Origin of the sequence: Pseudomonas sp. CM27 (assembly GCF_013179515.1) — a bacterium.
GTDB lineage: Bacteria > Pseudomonadota > Gammaproteobacteria > Pseudomonadales > Pseudomonadaceae > Aquipseudomonas.
In genome coordinates this window covers 15821-33402 of the sequence record NZ_JABMCN010000003.1, presented here as the reverse complement: position 1 = coordinate 33402, position 17582 = coordinate 15821, and the positions used below count along the sequence as shown (strand labels likewise).

Here is a 17582-nt window from a genome sequence, read left to right as displayed (position 1 = left end):
AGAGCCTGAGGGCCTGTCAAACCCAGCCCCGTCCGTGTAGAAGCGGCGGTGCGGCGATCCGATCTACCCGCTAAAGGGCCGGCCTTGACATGTTCGTTCAGAAAATCTGAACACTACCGTCATGATATTCAAATTTCCTTAATCAAAGCCACAGGCGAGCATAACCCACCCCTCCCCAACCGGACCCCGACCATGCATACCCCTGTTGTCTTCATCGATGGCGACCAAGGCACCACCGGCCTGCAAATCCACGCCCGTCTGCAAGGCCGCAGCGACCTGCGCCTGCTGACCCTGCCCGAAAGCGAACGCAAAGACCCGCAACGCCGCCGCGAGGCAATCAACAGCGCCGACATCGCCCTGCTGTGCCTGCCCGACGACGCTGCCCACGAGGCCGTGGCGGCCATCTACAACCCGCAGGTGCGGGTAATCGACGCCAGCTCCGCGCACCGCACCACCCCGGGCTGGGTCTATGGCCTGCCAGAGCTGGACGACCAACAAGCCGAGCGCATTGCGCAAAGCAAGCGTGTCAGCAACCCCGGCTGCTACCCCACCGGGGCCATTGCCCTGCTCCGCCCACTGGTAAAGGCCGGCCTGCTGCCTGCCGACTATCCGCTGAACATCCACGCCATCTCTGGCTACTCCGGCGGCGGACGCGCTGCAGTCGAACGGCATGAACAGCCCGACGCAAGCAAGGCCCCGACCCTGCAGCTCTATGGCCTGGAACTGGCGCACAAGCACGTACCAGAGATCCAGCAGCACGCCGGCCTGTCGGCCCGGCCGATGTTCATGCCCGGCTACGGCGCCTACCGCCAGGGCATCGTGCTGAGCATTCCCCTGCAGTTGCGCCTGCTGCCTGGCCAGGTCAGCGCCGGCCAGCTGCAAGCCTGCCTGGAACAGCACTATCAAGGTGCCCGGCACGTCCAGGTCATGCCCCTGCACCAGGACGGCGCTGCGGCCAACCTCGACCCCGAGGCGCTCAACGACAGCAACGACCTGCGCCTGGCGCTGTTCGCCAACCCCGAGCACGGCCAGGTACTGCTGACTGCGGTGTTCGACAACCTGGGCAAAGGCGCCTCGGGCGCGGCGGTGCAAAACCTGGACCTGATGCTTGGTGCGTTACAGGCACAAGGCTGAAACGGAAAAACCGGTTAAACTGTACAGCCCGCGCCAGCACGGCGCGGGCTGTATTCCCACCCGCCGGAGCCCGTCACCCGATGTTCATCCTGAGCCGCCTCGACAGCGTGCCGCCCGAATCTTTCCAGAACCAGATCCGCGAGCTGGTGATCCACAATGTCAGCGAACTGAGCAGTGTCGCCATCACTGCCGACAACCCCCTGTATCCGCTGTACCAGTACGGCGTCGGCATGGAGGTGCACCAGTACCTGCAAGCCATGGACGGCACCCGCGGCCTGGCGGTGGCGCTGACACTGGCGCTGGACGCCGAGGCGCCCGACCAGCTGCTGGGCTTTGCCCTGTCGCTGCCGGCCGAGGACGACGAACAGGCCTGCGCGCTGGCGTTCCTGGCCGTGCAACCCAGCCACCGCCGCCAAGGTATCGCCCGCGCCTTGCTGGGTGATCTGCAGGCGCGGCATGCCTGCGTGGAACTGAACGCCTTTGCCAGCCAGGTGCCGTGGTTCGAGGCCATGGGCATGCAGGCAGTGGCCGCCAACGGGCCGCAGGTGCTGATGAGCAGTACCGGGCAAGCCAGCGGTGCGTTGATCGGGCGGCTGGACATTGCACCGATCTACGAGGCGGTTGAAGTGATGCAGATTCATACCTACCTGCTTAACCAGCAGGGTGAAGATGCGATGATCGAAGCGGAACAGATGCGCGATGAGCGGCTGGACGAGCTGGCCGTTCAGGCGCGGGAGTGTGTGCGGCAGCGCAAGACCGTACATTGATCGAGGGGCCTTTTCGCGGGCTCGCCCGCTCCCACAGGGATATCACAAGACCCAAGGGCGATGAATACCGCTGGGAGCGGACAAGCCCGCGAAGAAACCTCATAGGCCCATCAGCCATGCACCCAGCGCCGATGCAGCCCTCGCGCAAAGGCATCCAGCACAAAGCCCAGCACCCCGATCAGCAGCACCATCGCCATCAGCTCGGAATACGCCAGCCGGTCACGGGTATCGAGGATGAAGTACCCCAGCCCCGCACTGACCCCGAGCATTTCGCACGGCACCAGCACGATCCACAAGATGCCGATGGCCAGCCGCACCCCGGTCAGCACATGGCCGATCACCCCCGGCACGATCACCTTGCACAAGGTTTCCCGGCGTGTGGCGCTCAGGCTGCGGCTCAACTGCAGCCAGCGTGGGTCCAGTTGCCTGACCCCGGCAGCGGTGTTCAGCAGAATCGGCCACAACGCGGCAAACGCCAGCAGGAAATAGATCGGCTGGTCGCCCACGCCCATCAGCATCACCACCACCGGCATCCACGACAGCGGCGAGATCATGCGCAGGAACTGGAATGCTGGCGTGGTCGCCGCCTCCAGGTGCCGGTAGCTACCCACCAGCAGGCCCAGCGGCACACCAATCAGCAGCGCCAGCAGCAGCCCGATCAGGATGCGTTTCAGGCTCACCCAGATATGCCCGTAGACCTCCCCCTGCCCCAGCAGCTCGACCAGGCTGGCCAGGGTTGCGTTGGGCGAAAAGCGCGCCGACAAGCCATCGGCCTGGCCAAACACTGCAACACCCGCCCACCACAACAGTAACAAACCGAGCAAACCCGCCAGACCAAGCCCGGCGTGCAGGACATGCGTGCGCATCAGACCGCGAACTCCTCGTTACGCTCGTAGCTGTCGGCAATGCCGAACACCGACGGCCCGCCCACGGCGGTAATGGCGTTACGCACGAAGCGGTCGTCGACCAGGTCCCTGGCGGTCTGCACCGGGTCAAGGCCGGCAAGGAACGCGTTGTCACCCTCGATCAGGGTGGTCTGCAAGCGCTTGACCAGCGCTTCGGTGTAGCTGGGGTACGGGTACGGCTGGAAGTCGATGCGTTTTTCGTCCCACTGCTGATGGCGGATGGCACCACTTGCAATGTAGCCAGCCCGGTCCTCGGCGGCCGGCGCCAGCACCTTGGCCAGCACCGCAGGCTCGTGCGGGGTGTACTTGTTGGGGCCGGCCCTGGACAGCAAGGCCGCCGCTTCGGCGCGGTGATCGCGCGTCCACTGTTGCGCCTTGACGATGGCGTTGACCACTTTCTGCGACCATTCCGGGCGATTGTTCAGGTCATGCTCGTGCATGAACACCACGCAGCAGGCGTGATTGCGCCACACATCGCCGGTGAAACGCTGCACCCGGCCAACCTTGAGGTTCTCGGCCAGGGCGTTGAACGGCTCGGCAACGATGTAGCCGGCAATGCGTTTGCTGGCCAGGGCTGGCGGCATGTCGGACGGCGGCAGCACCAGCAGGTTGACTTCATTGGCGCCCAGCTGGGCAGTGACCGGCCTCGACACCGGCGTCAGGCCGTTGTCGTTGAGCATCTGCTGCAGCACCACGTTGTGGATCGAATACCAGAACGGGATGGCCACGGTCTTGCCACCTAACTGCTTGAGGTCGGTGATGTCCGGGGCCACGGTCAGGCCCGAGCCCCCCACGTGGTTCCAGGCCACCACCTTGGCCGGCACCTTGCTGGCATAGCGCGCCCACACTGTCATCGGCGACAGCAGGTGGATGACATTGACCTGGCCGGAGATGAACGCCTCGATCACCTGGGCCCAGCTGCGCAGCAGCACCGGGCGCTCGGCCTTGATGCCTTCGGCTTCGAACAGGCCATTGTTGTGCGCCACCAGCAGCGGCGTGGCGTCGGTGATCGGCAGGTAGCCGATACGCACCGGCGCGTCCGGTTCGGCGGCGGCGCGGGCCTGCAGGCTTGAAAGCAATGGCAGCGCGCCGGCTGCCGTGAGCATGGCACCGAGCTTGAGGAAATCGCGACGTGAAGAAGCGGAACAGCAGTCATCCATGCACATGGACAGCCTCCGAGGGCAACGGGGTTGGGGTGGGTTCGACTGTGCGGCTTGCCCGCCGAAGGGTCTTGAGGATTTCGATACGCAGGGCGCCCAGCTCGTCGACCCGCTGCGCGCGCGGCTGCGGCAGGTCGACGAGCCACTGCCCGAGGATGTGCGCTGGGTGGTTGCCCAGTAGCAGCACCCGATCGGACAGCAGCAGGGCTTCGTCAATATCGTGGGTGATCAGCACCGCCGCCGTGTTGTGGGTGGCGATCAGCTGCAGCAGCAGTTGCTGCATGTCGGCCCGGGTCACTTCGTCCAGCGCGCCGAACGGCTCGTCGAGCAACAGCACCTCGGGCTGGCGGGCCAGGCAACGGGCCAGTGCAGTGCGCTGGGCCATGCCGCCGGACAGCTGCGCCGGGAACTGGCCACGGGCATGGGCCAGGCCCACGGCCGCGATGGCATGGTCGATGCGTGCACGCCGCTCGGCTGCGGCCAGTCTGGGCTGGCGGGCGAAGTCCAGGCCGAAGGCGACGTTTTTCTCCAGGCTCAGCCAAGGCAGCAGGCTGGGGTCCTGGAACGCTACGGCCAGCCGGGGGTGCGGCCCTTGCAACGGCTGACCGTGCAGGGTGACGCTGCCAGCGCGTGGCTGCTGCAGGCCGGCCAGTACGCGCAGCAGGCTGGACTTGCCAACCCCACTGGGGCCAAGAATGCTCACCACTTCGCCCGGTGCCAGCTGCAGGTCGAACTGCGCCAGCACCTGCTGCCAGCCCCCCTCGCGCGGGTAGCCCAGGCTGATGTCGCGGGCTTCGAGCAACACTGGGCTCATGCCGCGCCTGCCTGGCGCTGCAGTTCGGCGCGCAGCTGCACCAGGCTGGGCGTGACAATCGGCACGAAGGCCGACTCGCGCCAGCGGCGGGCAAACCCTTCGCCATACTCGCTCATGTAAGCCTTGCCACCGCTGGCCTGCAGCTCCAGTTGTACGGCGTCGGCGGCGCTTTCAGCCAAGGTGATGCGCAGCTTGAACAACGCCGCCGGTTGCTGCTGGAAGCGGCCATCGAGCAGGCCCTGTTTCAGTTCGCTTAGGGTATTTTCCAGACGCTCGCCGAGCACCTGGCGGGCCTCCTCCAGGAACGAGGCACGACCATTCAGATGCGCCCGTACTTCCTCCAGTGCACGTCGCGCCAGGCCGATGGCCATGCCACACTGCAACGCCAGAAACGCGGGGCGTACCCGCGGCAGGAACTCGCGGGCATTCTCATGCAGCAGCCATTCCCGCGACAACTGCACCTGGCGCAAAGCCAGCGCCGCCGTGTTGCTCGACTGCAGGCCCATCAGTTGCAGGTCATCCGAACGCTCCAGGCCTTGCACGTCCGATGGAATGGCCAGCACGAACGGCGCGCTTCCGGCCTCGTCTTCAATCGCTGCCGCCACCACGAATCCACTTTTGCGCAGGTTGGTCACCCAGTGCAGGCGCCCATCCAGGTCCCAGCCATCGGCTGCCGGCCGACCGCGCACCTGCAGCGCTTCGATACCGGACAGAAACTTCATGGCGTTGGACAGCCCGGTAGCCCCGGCCAATTCGCCGGTCAGCAAGCGCGGCAACAGGCGCTCGCGCAGGGGCTGGTTGGGACTGTGCAGCAGGTACTCGATGAAGGCGCGTTGGCCCCAGCAGACAAAGGCTGCGGCCAGCGAGCGACTGGCGATGGCGGCAATGGCTTCGACCGCGTCGGTAACCTGCCCGCCCGTGCCGCCAAGGGCCGGGTCTACACCAATACGCAGCAGCTGCGATTCGGCAATCTGCGCCAATACCAATTGCGGTTCGCACTGGCCCCGGTCGATGGCCTCGGCATTGGCGTCCAGCCATCGTCGAAATGCACAATCTTGCATGGTCTTGCTCCTTGGGAAACGCCAGGGCCGCTGTGCGGCCCATTCGCGGCACAAAGCCGCTCCTACAACCACCGCGTTATGGCAGGTGTCACGCGCGGATCAAGCGGAAGGCTGCCAGCGGTACTTGCCAAGCTCTTCATTGAGCGGCGTCTGGGCGAACACATTAGCAAAGTTGCACAGCGTTGCCAGACTCACGCCCAGAATCACCTCCAGGGCGTTGCCCTCGCTGAAACCGGCTGCGCGCAAAGCCTGGTAGGTGGCTTCACTGACGTTGCCGCGGGTGGCGATCACTTCACGGGCGAACGCGGCGAGGGTTTCGTAGCGGGCATCGGGCAGCTCGCCGCGGGCGCGCAGGGCATCGACCACTTCCTGCGGCAGCTTGGCTTTGTTCAGGGCCACGGCGGTGTGGCCGGCGACACAGAAATCGCAGCCATGCTGGGTAGCGGCGATCAGCTGCACCACTTCGCGCTCGGCCAGGGTCAGTTCGGACTTGCCATTGAGCGCCGAAACGGTCACATAGGTTTCCAGCGCTGCCGGGGCGTTGGCCAGCACACCGAGCAGGTTGGGGATGAAGCCGGATGCCTTCTGAGCGTTCTCGAGGAACGGACGGGCCGCTTCCGGTGCGGTCTGCAGGGTGTGTAGAGTAATGCGCGAGGACATGCAGTGGTCTCCTTTGATGGGTGTCACTACAGTCTGTTGGTTATAAGAATTACCCTCCATATTCATCAGTCGCCTTTCCTTGCTCCCGAGTCTTTGTATTAGATGATTTCGTCCAGCCCCCTTGTCGATTGGTTATTAGAAGGCCTGGAGCTCGATGCCAGCCTGTTCCATGTCGGTCGCTACTGTGGCGGTTGGCACGCCAGCACCCAAGGCATGGGCCGGGCCAGCTTCCACCTGGTGGTTCAGGGGCATTGCTGGCTGCACATCGACGGCCATGCCCAGGCGCTGCGCCTGGAGGCCGGGGACGCGGTGTTCCTGCTGCGTGACCTTGGTTATCGCTTGTCCAGCGACCAGGACCCGGCCAGCGCCTGCGCCCAGCCGCGCCAGCACATGCAGGCACTGGAAGCGGATGCGGTCGAGGGGGTTGGGCTGGTGTGCGGTTTCTTCCATTTCAAGCCAGGCTTGTCAGCGCTGATCGTCGAAGGGCTGGCCGACTGGATAACGCTGCGCGGCAACGAACCGGCCGGGCATGCGGCACGCGCGTTGTTCGAGCTGATTCTGCAAGAATGCCAACGCGACGCCGGGCCATCACAGACATTGCTGGAGCGGCTGACGCATTTGCTGTTCCTGTATGTGCTGCGCCAGCAGGTGCATGCCGGGCAATCGTTGGGCGGGCTGGTTGCACTGGCCCGGCAACCGGCGTTTGCCGGGTTGTTGCAGCAGTTGATCGAGCACCCGGGGCAAGCCTGGACGCTGGAGAGCATGGCCGCCTGTACCGGTTTGTCGCGGTCAGCGTTTTTCAAGCGGTTCAGCGAGGTCGCCGGGCAGTCGCCGGGGCAAGTGCTGCTGGCTTTGCGTATGCGCCATGCAAGCCAGCTGCTCAGAACCGGGCACACGGTAGAACAGGTGGGCGCGCAGGTGGGGTATCAGTCGGTGGCGGCGTTTACCAGGGCGTTTGCCAAGGCCGTGGGGGTGCAGCCAGGGGCTTATCGCAGGCAGCATGAAGGGCGGTGAGCCACAGAGCGCTACCCATCGATAAGACCGCCACAGCCAACAGATTCACACTTGTTTAACCGGAATATCCCCTGCTCCTTTACCATCCCGCCGCTCGCCCATCCAGGCATTGACCTTCTGCCCGAACTCGGCCGGCGCCTTGCGCCCGAAGCGTCGCGCCAGGTCGAGAATGGTCTGCTGCGCCAGGGCCTCCTCCATGCGCTTCTGCGCGCCCAGCATTACCGCGTGAATGGCACAGGTGCCCTCGGTCGCCCAGCTGGGTGCCGAGCCCTCAAACAGGCTGCAACGTTCACGGATCTCGCGGCAGTCGAAGATCTTTTTCGGCCCATCGATGGCATTGACGATATCCAGCACCGTGATTTCATCGGACGGCCGGGCGAGGCGGAAGCCACCGCGTACGCCCTCGGTGGCGGCCACCAGCCCGGCTCGGGCCAGTTTGGTGAACACCTTGGCCAGGTATTCCTGGGGTACACCCTGCAACTCTGCCAGATCGCGCACGCTGGAATCTCGCGAATCACCGCGCTCGTCCACCAGGAACAGCAGGCAATGGATGCCGTATTCGACGCCAGCACTGTAGAGCGACATAGTAATCTCCGACCAATATTGTCGTAAATAATACGCTTGGGAGAGGGTTCGCGCAAAGTGTGAATCTGTCGGTTGCGGGCCTGGTTGTGGGGGATGGGCTGATGGTCGTGGGGTTGGGGGTTGGGGCTGAGAGGTGACCGGCATGAGAGTTTCAGCGCCTGTCAGCCCCACCCCGCACAACCGACCGGCCTGCCCCATACACCCATCTCCCCAAGGCCATACCACTCGGCCAAAAACCCCAACACCCGAAAAAAACACTTGCACCAAGCAACTCCGATAAATACAGTCGTAGTTATTCGAGCGACCCCAACCCGTGCTCGAAGCCCTCTTCGACCCTTGCGGAGCACCTACATGAAATCGAACATCCTCATCATCGGTTCTGGTTTTGCCGGCGTCTGGAGCGCCCTCAGCGCCGCACGCCTTCTGGACCAGGCGCAGCGCGACGACCTGAGCATCAGCGTGCTGGCCCCGCAACCGGAACTGCGCATCCGCCCGCGCTTCTACGAAGCCGATGTGCACAGCATGAAAGCGTCGGTCAGCGACCTGTTCGAGGCCGTAGGCGTGCGTTTCATCACCGGCAATGCCGAGGGCATCGATGCCGCTGGCCGTAGCGTCAGCTACACCGACACCAACGGCCAGCGCCAGCAGATCGGCTACGAGCGCCTGATCCTCGCCGCTGGCAGCCAGGTCGCCCGCCCGGCAGTGCCAGGCCTTGCAGAACATGTCTTCGATGTCGACCAGATGGAGTCGGCGATCAAGCTGGAGCAGCACCTGGCCGGTCTGGCCGCCCTGCCCACCTCGCCGGCACGCAATACCGTGGTGGTCTGTGGCGGTGGCTTCACCGGCATCGAGACCGCCACCGAGATGCCCGCGCGCTTGCGTACCTTGCTTGGCAGCGATGCGCCGGTACGGGTGCTGGTGGTGGACCGCGGCGCAAAGATCGGGGCGGCGCTGGGCGCAGGCATCACGCCGTCGATCATTGCAGCGTGCGAGCAGGCCGGTGTCGAATGGCGGGCGGGTACGTCGGTGGTGGCCGTCGATGCCGGTGGGGTGACCCTGGACAACGGCGAGTACATCGCCAGCAACACGGTAATCTGGACCGTCGGCGTCAAGGCCAGCCCGCTGACTGCGCAGGTGGACGGCGAGCGTGACAACTTCGGCCGGCTCAAGGTAGACGACCACCTGAGAGTAATCGGCCAGGAGCACATCTACGCCACCGGCGATACTGCCTGGGCGGCCGTCGACGAGCTGGGCAACCATGCCCTGATGACCTGCCAGCACGCCATCCCCATGGGCCGGCATTCTGGCAATAACGCCATGGCCGACCTGTTGGGCATGCAGCCGGTGGTCTACCGCCAGCCCAAGTATGTCACCTGCCTGGACCTCGGCGACTGGGGCGCAGCCTTCAGTGAAGGCTGGGAGCGCGAACTGAAGCTGCATGGCCAGGAAGGCAAGGACCTCAAGCGCCAGATCAACTCGGTATGGATCTACCCGCCAGCAGCGGACCGCGCCCTGGCCCTGGCAGCGGCCGACCCGCTGATCGCGATCGTTTGACGGCTATTTCCAGACAGAACCGTCAGCAAATGGCGGTTTTGTCACTTCATGCCGTAACGCCGCCACCGCCGTCAACCAGGTGACCGCGGCGGTGGAACTTGAATGCCTTGCAACCATTCACGGCGACTGGTTCCGTTGTTCAGAGTGGGTCGTGTCCTACAGTGGACAGGATCTGAATTTGTCTGAGTTCTGCTAGCCTGTTTTCAACAGCCGCGATCTCTCCTCCTCCCTGGGTTCGCTGATGATTGGGAATCATCTCATGACGAGAAAACGGGCGTTGGCCTGGCCGGTGTTCCCAAAACCTGTCATCGCCTGACTGATTGATAGTTGGCCCCTTTGAGCGAGTACGGGCGACCCAGGTCGTTGGTAGCTTCAAGAGATCTTTTTGGGGAGCGCTTTCTCCCACCAAAATGTCCGTTCGACTCACACTACGCTCCGAAAGGGGCGGACGCGTGCCCTTGTAACTCCCCGGTCCATTCCTCTGAGCTGGTTCAACTTTGACTTGGGGATAGGGCATCACCTTGGCGACAGGCAATGCTGTGATGTCATTTCTAGTCGTGGAGAATGGCTCTAGATGGCCAATCCTGAACGCCCGTCCAGGCCAGGGTGCTTTTCCCGTCGGATCAACCCAGTTGATCGGGTCACCTGCGCAATAGGCATAACTGTTCAGCCCACCGTCACCAAATGGACTCAACTGGTCCGGGCTGATAAAACGCATGAGAGAGGGAGCGTATGACCGATGCCCGTTGCCAAGCCAATAACCCTGAATCAACCCATCCAGCAGTTGGCCGTTGAACCCCAACATTGCCTCAGCACTGCTGACTGGCAGGTAACCATACGCCGTATAGTTGAGTCGGCAGTCTGAGACTTGATTGCGGCGCCGGTTCATTCCATCACCTTCACGATCTACTGATCGCAAGACTGTGCCGAAAAATGATCGCTTGTTGAATTGGCATTTTTACCAGGCAACGCGGCGGCCGGCTTGCAGTGGGTGTGACTGGCCGGGTCGAGCAATACAACGCATGACCTGAAACAGCTGGGGCCGCTTTGCGGCCCATCGCAGGCAAGCCAGCTCCTACACCGATTGCACAATGTCCAAGGCTTGCGCTGTACCTGTAGGAGCTGGCTTGCCTGCGATGGGCTGCCAAGCAGCCCCTGTCACCGCAACTTCTATCTATCAGTCGTTGATACTCACCACCCGCCCCGGCTGCTCGGCAGCCTTGCCCCGGGTCGCCAGGCAGTAGTACAGCGGCACCGTCACCAGCAAGCCGAACAGCCACGACAGGTCAGCCCCTTCGACAATGTTCGAATACGGACCCACATACAGCGACGTATTGGCAAACGGCAACTGCACCAGGATGCCGCAGGCGTAGGCAATGATCGCGTGGTGGTTGAAGCGGCCGTAGATGCCGCCATCGGCACTGAAGATCGAGGCGATGTCGTACTGGCCCTTCTTGATCAGGTAGAAATCGATAAGGTTGATCGAAGCCCACGGCACCAGCACCAGTAGCAGCGCCAGGATCAGGCCGATGAACTGGCCGATGAAGCCCGCCGAAGCATTCAGGGCCACCAGCCCACAACCCACCAGAATCACCGAAGCCAGGATCACCCGCACCTTGATGCTCGGCGTCCACTGGGCGACGAAGGTCTGGATCGCGGTGACGATCGACAGCACCGCACCGTACAGGTTGAGGGCGTTGTGGCTGATGATGTTGAGCAGGAACAACACCATCAGGATCGGCCCCAGCCAGCCGGTCGCCTGCTTCACCGCATCCATCGCGTCGGTGCCTTCCGGCACGCACAGCACCGCCACCGCCCCAAAGCTGAAGCACAGGATGGTGCCCAGGGTGGCGCCGAAGTAGGTCGCCCAGAACGGCTTGGCAATGCCCACTTCCCGCGGCAGGTAGCGCGAGTAGTCAGAGGTGTACGGCGAGAAGCTGATCTGCCAGATCACCCCCAGCGACACCGTGGCGATGAAGCCCGACAGGTTGAACGCGCCGCGGTTGAAGAAGTCGGCCGGCAAGTCCTGGACAAACATCATGATGAAGCCGGCCAGCAACGCCGAGCCCATCACCCAGGTGCCGATGCGGTTGAGGATATGGATGAAGCGGTAGCCAACCACGCCAATGGCAGTGGCGCTCAGGGCACCGATCACGATCGCCCCTGGCATCGGCACGCTGGGTGCAATGCCGTGGATGGTCTTGCCTGCCAGGACAATGTTGGAGATGAAGAAGCCGACATAGATCAGCGCGGTGAAGAACACGATCAGCAAGGCGCCATAGCGGCCGAACTGGCCCCGGCTCTGCACCATCTGCGGAATGCCCAGCTGCGGTCCCTGCGCAGAGGCCAGGGCGATGACCACGCCCCCGACAAGATGACCCAGCACGATGGCGATCAGCCCCCACAGCAGGTTCAGGTGGAACACCTGGACCACCATGGCGCCGGTGACGATAGGCAGTGGCGCAATGTTGGTACTGAACCAGAGGGTGAACAGATCGCGCGCCTTCCCATGGCGCTCGGCAGGTGGAACGTAATCGACCGTGTGATTCTCGACAAACTGGTTTTGCGATGACGGTTGGGACATAGGATTCAGCTCGAAAGGTCGTTTTTATCGTTGTAAGGAAACCGCGTCTAGGCGGCCTCTCAGCTGCGGACCATATTATGGTATTCCAAGCTTTTGACAACACTGATCCGCATGAAAAAATGGCCACTGATCCGCTTGCGCCTGCCGTGCGACAAACCTCCTCACCGCTACAGGCCACGTTATACGTGGCTTGTAGCCATTCATCGTGAAAAACAGCGAGTGAAAATTCCGCTTGCAAAATAGGTATTACGGTATACCATCAGACACATCAACGATAAAAACCGCGGACCACCGCAGCCTTTTAGAGGTACACCAGATGATCGACGCAACCGTCTACAAGAACGTCCTGGGCTCCTTTCCGTCCGGCGTAACCGTCATCACCACCCTGGACGACGACGGCTCGGTCGTCGGCCTGACCGCCAGCGCCTTCTCCTCCCTGTCGATGGACCCGCCGCTGGTGCTGTTCTGCCCCAACTACACTTCCGATTCCTACCCGGTACTGATCAAGCAAAAGCGTTTTGCCATTCACCTGTTGTCCGGTGAGCAGCAAGCCGAAGCTTATGCGTTCGCCAAGAAGGGCAAGGACAAGGCCAGCGGTATCGAGTGGACCCTGAGCGAGCTGGGAAACCCGATCCTGGCCGGTGCCACCGCCGTCATCGAATGCGAATTGTGGCGTGAATATGAAGGTGGCGACCACGCCATCATGGTCGGCAAGGTGCACAACCTGATCGTTCCTGAAGCAGCACCGCGGCCGATGGTGTACTGCCGCGGCAAGATGGCCAGCCTGCCGGCCTTTGCCTGAAGCCTATTCTGAATCGAGACAACTGGCGCCTGCCCTGCCCGGTGCCAGCCACTTTCAAGCGTTGAGGAAAGCCACATGAAATTTTCGTTGTTCGTACACATGGAACGTTGGGATGAACAGGTCAGCCACCGCCAGCTGTTCGAAGACCTGACCGAACTGACCCTGATGGCCGAAGACGGCGGTTTCAGCACCGTGTGGATCGGCGAACACCACGCCATGGAATACACCATTTCGCCGAGCCCGATGCCGCTGCTGGCCTACCTGGCCGCGCGCACCGAGAAGATTCGTCTGGGCGCCGGCACCATCATCGCGCCGTTCTGGAACCCGATTCGCGTGGCGGGCGAGTGCGCCCTGCTCGACGTGATCAGCAACGGTCGCATGGAAGTGGGCCTGGCCCGCGGCGCTTACCAGTTCGAGTTCGACCGCATGGCCAACGGCATGCCGGCCACCGACGGCGGCAAGGCGCTGCGCGAGATGGTGCCGGTGGTGCGCAAGCTGTGGGAAGGCGACTATGCCCATGACGGCGAAGTCTACAAGTTCCCGACCTCCACCAGCGTGCCCAAGCCATTCAACGCTACGCCGCCGATGTGGATCGCCGCGCGCGACCCAGACTCGCACAACTTTGCCGTGGCCAATGGCTGCAACGTGATGGTCACCCCCTTGATGAAGGGTGACGAAGAAGTGCTGGACCTGAAGAACAAGTTCCAGGCAGCACTGGACAACAACCCCGACGTGCCGCGCCCGCAATTGATGGTGTTGCGTCACACCCACGTGCACAGCCCGGCCGAGCCCGAAGGCTGGAAGGTCGGCGCCCAGGCCATCTCGCGCTTCTACCGCACCTTCGACGCCTGGTTCGGCAACAAGACGGTGCCGGTCAACGGCTTCCTTGAGCCAAGCCCGGAATCGAAGTTTGCCGAAGTGCCGGCGTTCCAGCTGGAGAACATCCGCAAAAACACCATGATCGGTACGCCGGAAGAAATCATCGCGCGCATCAAGTACTACCAGGAGCTCGGCGTCGACGAGTTCAGCTTCTGGTGCGACAACAGTCTGCCTCACGCCGAGAAGAAGAAGTCGCTGGAGCTGTTCATCAAGGAAGTGGTACCGGCGTTCGCCTGAATTCCCATTGCCTGAATTGTTGCGGGACGCAGCCCGCTCCCGTGGGCCCTTGTGGCCCGCGTGAGCGGGCTTTTTTTCGAGTGGTGCCCGCGAAGAGGCCAGTACAGACGGCACGGAAATCAAGGCATCAGCCCACCTTTCGTCCCCCGGCAAGAGAAATTTCCAGACACCTCTTGCACAACAAATATTATGGTATACCATCAGACAACAAGAGCTGATAACCCTCACCAGGAGCCACCCATGAGTTTCGAAATCCGCAAGATCGTCACCTACTCCGAAGAGACCCGCATCGAAGGCGGCAAGGCCACCGACAAGCCGGTGACCATGGTCGGCCTGGCCGTGGTGATCAAGAACCCATGGGCCGGTCGCGGTTTCGTTGAAGACCTGAAGCCGGAAATTCGCGCCAACTGCTCCGAGCTGGGCGCGCTGATGGTCGAACGCCTGACCGCCGCCATCGGCGGTGCCGACAAGATCGAAGCCTACGGTAAAGCCGCTGTGGTCGGCGCCGATGGCGAGATCGAGCACGCTTCGGCGGTGATCCACACCCTGCGCTTCGGCAACCATTACCGCGAAGCGGTACAGGCCAAGAGCTACCTGAGCTTCACCAACAAGCGCGGCGGCCCAGGCACTTCGATCCAGATCCCGATGATGCAGAAGGACGACGAAGGCCTGCGCTCGCACTACATCACCCTGGAAATGCAGATCGAAGACGCCCCGCGTGCCGATGAAATCGTCGTGGTCCTGGGCGCAGCCGACGGCGGCCGCCTGCACCCGCGTATCGGCAACCGCTACATCGACCTGGAAGAACTGGCTGCCGAAAAAGCCAACGCTCAATAACAACAACCAAGACGGGCCGGGGCGTGGCGTGCTTACCCGCCGCGCCCGACCTTCAAGGAGCGCCCTCCATGATTCAGCCTGTCGCTGAACGCACACCTGCCGGCACCAGCTACCTTGCCGTCGGCCAGGGCCAGCCCGTGGTACTGATCCACGGCGTGGGCCTGAACAAGGAAATGTGGGGCGGTCAGATCGTTGGCCTGGCCAACGACTACCGCGTCATCGCCTATGACATGCTCGGCCACGGCCAAAGTGCCCTGCCGGCTGCCGACACCAACCTGGAAGGCTATGCCGCCCAGCTTGCCGAACTGCTCGACCACCTGCAGATCCCACAGGCCACCGTGATCGGCTTTTCCATGGGTGGCCTGGTTGCCCGGGCCTTCGCCCTCAATTACCCGCAGCGCCTGGCTGCGCTGGTGGTGCTCAATAGCGTGTTCAACCGCACCCCCGAGCAGAGTGCCGGCGTTATCGCCCGCGCCGCCCAGGCCGCGGAGCTGGGCCCCGATGCAAACGTGGATGCCGCCCTCGACCGCTGGTTCAGCCGTGAATACAAGGCTGCCAACCCGGCGCAGGTCGCTGCCATTCGCCAGGTGCTGGCGAGCAACGACCCGCAGGGCTACCACACCACTTACTCGCTGTTTGCCACCCAGGACATGTACCGCGCCAGCGACCTGGGCAGCATCCAGGTGCCCACGCTGATCGCCACCGGCGAACTCGACTCGGGCTCCACCCCGGCCATGACCCGCCAGCTTGCCGCCAGCATCCCTGGCGCACACAGCGTGGTGCTGGCCGAGCAACGGCATATGATGCCGGTGGAAGCACCGCGTGAAGTCAACAAGATGCTGCTGGACTTCCTCGCCCAAGCCCGCACCCTTACCGAATCCGCCAAGGGGATAGTTGCATGACCCTCGTTCGTTTCCAGATGTGCATCGACGGCCAATGGCGCGATGCGCAAAGCGGCAAGACCTTCGACAGCCTCAACCCGGCCACCGCCCAGGCCTGGGCGCAACTGCCCGACGCCGACGAAGCCGATGTCGAACTGGCCGTGCAGGCCGCCCAGCGTGCCTTTGACAGCAAGGCATGGCGCAGCATTACCGCCACCGCGCGTGGCAAGCTGCTACGGCGCCTGGGTGATCTGATTACCGAAAACAAGGAGCACCTGGCCCAGCTGGAAAGCCGTGACAACGGCAAGCTGATCCGCGAAACCCGCGGCCAGGTCGGCTACCTGCCCGAATTCTTCCACTACACCGCAGGCCTGGCCGACAAGCTCGAAGGTGGCACCTTGCCGCTGGACAAGCCCGACCTGTTTGCCTACACCGTGCACGAGCCGATTGGCGTGGTCGCCGGCATCATTCCGTGGAACAGCCCGCTGTACCTCACCGCGATCAAGCTGGCCCCGGCCCTGGCTGCGGGCAACACCATCGTGCTGAAACCGTCCGAGCACGCCTCGGCAACCATCCTCGAGCTGGCCCGCCTGGCCCTCGAAGCCGGCTTCCCGCCGGGTGTGGTCAACGTGGTCACCGGCTACGGCCCAAGCACCGGGGCAGCCCTTACCCGCCACCCGCTGGTGCGCAAGATCGCCTTCACCGGCGGCGCCGCCACTGCCCGCCACGTGGTGCGCAGCAGCGCCGAGAACTTCGCCAAGCTGTCGCTGGAGCTGGGTGGCAAGTCGCCGAACATCATCTTCGCCGACGCCGACCTGGACAGCGCCATCAACGGCGCAGTGGCCGGTATCTATGCCGCTTCCGGGCAAAGCTGCGTGGCCGGCTCGCGGCTGCTGGTGCAGGACGAGATCTTCGACGAGTTCGTCGAGCGTTTGATCGCCCGCGCCAAGCGCATCCGCATCGGCAACCCGCAGGACGACGCCAGCGAAATGGGTCCGATGGCCACCGCGCAGCAGTTGGCCGTGGTCGAAGGCCTGGTCGCTGCGGCCAAGGCCGAAGGCGCCAAGCTGCACATGGGCGGCAAGCGTGCCGAGGTCGAGGGTGAAGGCTGGTTCTACGAGCCGACGCTGTTCGAGTGCGACAGCAACTCGATGACCATCATGCAGGAAGAAGTATTCGGCCCGGTGGCAGCGGTGATCCGCTTCAAGACCGAGGAAGAAGCCCTGGCGATGGCCAACGACTCGCAGTTCGGCCTGGCGGCCGGTATCTGGACCCGCGACCTGGGCCGTGCCCATCGCCTGGCCCGTGACGTGCGCTCGGGGATCATCTGGGTCAACACCTACCGCGCCGTGTCGGCCATGGCACCGATCGGTGGTTTCAAGAACAGCGGCTACGGCCGTGAGAGCGGCATCGATTCGGTGCTGGCCTATACCGAGCTGAAGACCGTGTGGATCAACCTGTCCACCGCGCCGATGCCCGACCCGTTTGTGATGCGCTAAGAGGTAGCACGAGATGATCGAACCCGGCATCTACAAAGACGTGATGGGCTCGTTCCCGTCCGGCGTCACGGTTGTCACCACCCTGGACGCCGACGGCGGCATCGTCGGCATCACCGCCAGCGCGTTCAGCGCGCTGTCGATCGAGCCGGCGCTGGTGCTGTTCTGCCCCAACTACGCCTCCGACACCTACCCGATCCTGCGGGACAGCA

At 63.4% G+C, this 17582-nt stretch carries 18 protein-coding genes; 10 read left to right on the top strand and 8 right to left on the bottom strand.

What is annotated here, in order from left to right; genetic code table 11:
- Window positions 1-192 precede the first annotated feature (192 nt).
- Together argC and HP547_RS00930 are read left to right on the top strand one after the other, a co-directional pair.
- Entirely contained in the window at window positions 193-1134 is a 942-nt protein-coding gene (gene argC / locus HP547_RS00935; protein ID WP_172285284.1) for an N-acetyl-gamma-glutamyl-phosphate reductase, read from the top strand.
- A gap of 80 nt (window positions 1135-1214) precedes the next feature.
- On the top strand, window positions 1215-1901 hold the full coding sequence (locus HP547_RS00930) for a GNAT family N-acetyltransferase (protein WP_172229726.1): 687 nt from the start codon (window positions 1215-1217) through the stop codon (window positions 1899-1901).
- A gap of 110 nt (window positions 1902-2011) precedes the next feature.
- Here HP547_RS00930 and HP547_RS00925 read toward each other — a convergent pair whose 3' ends face one another.
- The 5 genes from HP547_RS00925 to HP547_RS00905 all read right to left on the bottom strand — a co-directional run bounded on the left by HP547_RS00925 (window position 2012) and on the right by HP547_RS00905 (window position 6501).
- Complete coding sequence (locus HP547_RS00925) at window positions 2012-2767, bottom strand: ABC transporter permease (protein ID WP_172229724.1); 756 nt, start codon at window positions 2765-2767, stop codon at window positions 2012-2014.
- The gene (locus HP547_RS00920; RefSeq protein WP_172285283.1) at window positions 2767-3972 is read right to left on the bottom strand and encodes an ABC transporter substrate-binding protein; all 1206 of its coding nucleotides are present in this window, start codon (window positions 3970-3972) and stop codon (window positions 2767-2769) included. The genes HP547_RS00925 and HP547_RS00920 overlap by 1 nt, the downstream gene beginning before the upstream one ends.
- Window positions 3959-4780: an ABC transporter ATP-binding protein gene (locus HP547_RS00915; protein WP_172229718.1), complete on the bottom strand. Its 822-nt coding sequence runs from the start codon at window positions 4778-4780 to the stop codon at window positions 3959-3961. The genes HP547_RS00920 and HP547_RS00915 overlap by 14 nt, the downstream gene beginning before the upstream one ends.
- Entirely contained in the window at window positions 4777-5841 is a 1065-nt protein-coding gene (locus HP547_RS00910; RefSeq protein WP_172285282.1) for an acyl-CoA dehydrogenase family protein, read from the bottom strand. The genes HP547_RS00915 and HP547_RS00910 overlap by 4 nt, the downstream gene beginning before the upstream one ends.
- 99 nt (window positions 5842-5940) lie before the next feature.
- Complete coding sequence (locus HP547_RS00905; RefSeq protein ID WP_172285281.1) at window positions 5941-6501, bottom strand: carboxymuconolactone decarboxylase family protein; 561 nt, start codon at window positions 6499-6501, stop codon at window positions 5941-5943.
- 102 nt (window positions 6502-6603) lie between these two features.
- On the opposite strand from HP547_RS00905, the gene HP547_RS00900 reads away from it, so the two are divergent.
- The gene (locus HP547_RS00900; RefSeq protein WP_172285280.1) at window positions 6604-7515 is read left to right on the top strand and encodes an AraC family transcriptional regulator; all 912 of its coding nucleotides are present in this window, start codon (window positions 6604-6606) and stop codon (window positions 7513-7515) included.
- A 45-nt stretch (window positions 7516-7560) separates the two neighbouring features.
- On the opposite strand, the gene HP547_RS00895 is transcribed toward HP547_RS00900, so the two are convergent.
- Window positions 7561-8100 carry an Rrf2 family transcriptional regulator gene (locus HP547_RS00895; RefSeq protein ID WP_172230233.1) on the bottom strand — a complete coding sequence of 180 codons (540 nt, stop codon included), beginning with the start codon at window positions 8098-8100 and terminating at the stop codon, window positions 7561-7563.
- A 351-nt stretch (window positions 8101-8451) separates the two neighbouring features.
- Between HP547_RS00895 and HP547_RS00890 the strand changes: the two genes are divergently transcribed.
- Window positions 8452-9654, top strand: coding sequence for an NAD(P)/FAD-dependent oxidoreductase (locus HP547_RS00890; protein WP_172285279.1), 1203 nt, complete (start codon window positions 8452-8454; stop codon window positions 9652-9654).
- A 139-nt stretch (window positions 9655-9793) separates the two neighbouring features.
- Here the strand turns inward: HP547_RS00890 and HP547_RS00885 are convergent, their stop codons facing one another.
- The gene (locus tag HP547_RS00885; protein WP_172285278.1) at window positions 9794-10543 is read right to left on the bottom strand and encodes an RHS repeat-associated core domain-containing protein; all 750 of its coding nucleotides are present in this window, start codon (window positions 10541-10543) and stop codon (window positions 9794-9796) included.
- A 288-nt stretch (window positions 10544-10831) separates the two neighbouring features.
- The gene (locus tag HP547_RS00880; protein WP_172285277.1) at window positions 10832-12238 is read right to left on the bottom strand and encodes a cytosine permease; all 1407 of its coding nucleotides are present in this window, start codon (window positions 12236-12238) and stop codon (window positions 10832-10834) included.
- Window positions 12239-12554: 316 nt separating this feature from the next.
- Between HP547_RS00880 and HP547_RS00875 the strand changes: the two genes are divergently transcribed.
- The 6 genes from HP547_RS00875 to HP547_RS00850 all read left to right on the top strand — a co-directional run.
- Window positions 12555-13040 carry a flavin reductase family protein gene (locus HP547_RS00875; protein WP_172230222.1) on the top strand — a complete coding sequence of 162 codons (486 nt, stop codon included), beginning with the start codon at window positions 12555-12557 and terminating at the stop codon, window positions 13038-13040.
- Window positions 13041-13115: 75 nt separating this feature from the next.
- Window positions 13116-14156, top strand: a complete 1041-nt coding sequence (locus HP547_RS00870; protein ID WP_172232850.1) for an LLM class flavin-dependent oxidoreductase — start codon at window positions 13116-13118, stop codon at window positions 14154-14156.
- Between the two features lie 240 nt (window positions 14157-14396).
- On the top strand, window positions 14397-14993 hold the full coding sequence (locus HP547_RS00865; protein ID WP_003256068.1) for an amino acid synthesis family protein: 597 nt from the start codon (window positions 14397-14399) through the stop codon (window positions 14991-14993).
- A 68-nt stretch (window positions 14994-15061) separates the two neighbouring features.
- Entirely contained in the window at window positions 15062-15895 is an 834-nt protein-coding gene (locus HP547_RS00860) for an alpha/beta fold hydrolase (RefSeq protein ID WP_172285276.1), read from the top strand.
- Complete coding sequence (locus HP547_RS00855; RefSeq protein WP_172285275.1) at window positions 15892-17373, top strand: aldehyde dehydrogenase; 1482 nt, start codon at window positions 15892-15894, stop codon at window positions 17371-17373. Before HP547_RS00860 ends, HP547_RS00855 begins: the two co-directional genes overlap by 4 nt.
- A 13-nt stretch (window positions 17374-17386) precedes the next feature.
- The coding region (locus HP547_RS00850; protein ID WP_172285274.1) for a flavin reductase family protein at window positions 17387-17582 on the top strand (196 nt) is incomplete at its 3' end.

Coding starts and splice junctions, on each gene's coding strand:
- argC (WP_172285284.1), top strand. CDS start 193: ATGCATACCCCTGTTGTCTTCATCGATGGCGACCAAGGCACCACCGGC.
- HP547_RS00930 (WP_172229726.1), top strand. CDS start 1,215: ATGTTCATCCTGAGCCGCCTCGACAGCGTGCCGCCCGAATCTTTCCAG.
- HP547_RS00925 (WP_172229724.1), bottom strand. CDS start 2,767: ATGCGCACGCATGTCCTGCACGCCGGGCTTGGTCTGGCGGGTTTGCTC.
- HP547_RS00920 (WP_172285283.1), bottom strand. CDS start 3,972: ATGTGCATGGATGACTGCTGTTCCGCTTCTTCACGTCGCGATTTCCTC.
- HP547_RS00915 (WP_172229718.1), bottom strand. CDS start 4,780: ATGAGCCCAGTGTTGCTCGAAGCCCGCGACATCAGCCTGGGCTACCCG.
- HP547_RS00910 (WP_172285282.1), bottom strand. CDS start 5,841: ATGCAAGATTGTGCATTTCGACGATGGCTGGACGCCAATGCCGAGGCC.
- HP547_RS00905 (WP_172285281.1), bottom strand. CDS start 6,501: ATGTCCTCGCGCATTACTCTACACACCCTGCAGACCGCACCGGAAGCG.
- HP547_RS00900 (WP_172285280.1), top strand. CDS start 6,604: ATGATTTCGTCCAGCCCCCTTGTCGATTGGTTATTAGAAGGCCTGGAG.
- HP547_RS00895 (WP_172230233.1), bottom strand. CDS start 8,100: ATGTCGCTCTACAGTGCTGGCGTCGAATACGGCATCCATTGCCTGCTG.
- HP547_RS00890 (WP_172285279.1), top strand. CDS start 8,452: ATGAAATCGAACATCCTCATCATCGGTTCTGGTTTTGCCGGCGTCTGG.
- HP547_RS00885 (WP_172285278.1), bottom strand. CDS start 10,543: ATGAACCGGCGCCGCAATCAAGTCTCAGACTGCCGACTCAACTATACG.
- HP547_RS00880 (WP_172285277.1), bottom strand. CDS start 12,238: ATGTCCCAACCGTCATCGCAAAACCAGTTTGTCGAGAATCACACGGTC.
- HP547_RS00875 (WP_172230222.1), top strand. CDS start 12,555: ATGATCGACGCAACCGTCTACAAGAACGTCCTGGGCTCCTTTCCGTCC.
- HP547_RS00870 (WP_172232850.1), top strand. CDS start 13,116: ATGAAATTTTCGTTGTTCGTACACATGGAACGTTGGGATGAACAGGTC.
- HP547_RS00865 (WP_003256068.1), top strand. CDS start 14,397: ATGAGTTTCGAAATCCGCAAGATCGTCACCTACTCCGAAGAGACCCGC.
- HP547_RS00860 (WP_172285276.1), top strand. CDS start 15,062: ATGATTCAGCCTGTCGCTGAACGCACACCTGCCGGCACCAGCTACCTT.
- HP547_RS00855 (WP_172285275.1), top strand. CDS start 15,892: ATGACCCTCGTTCGTTTCCAGATGTGCATCGACGGCCAATGGCGCGAT.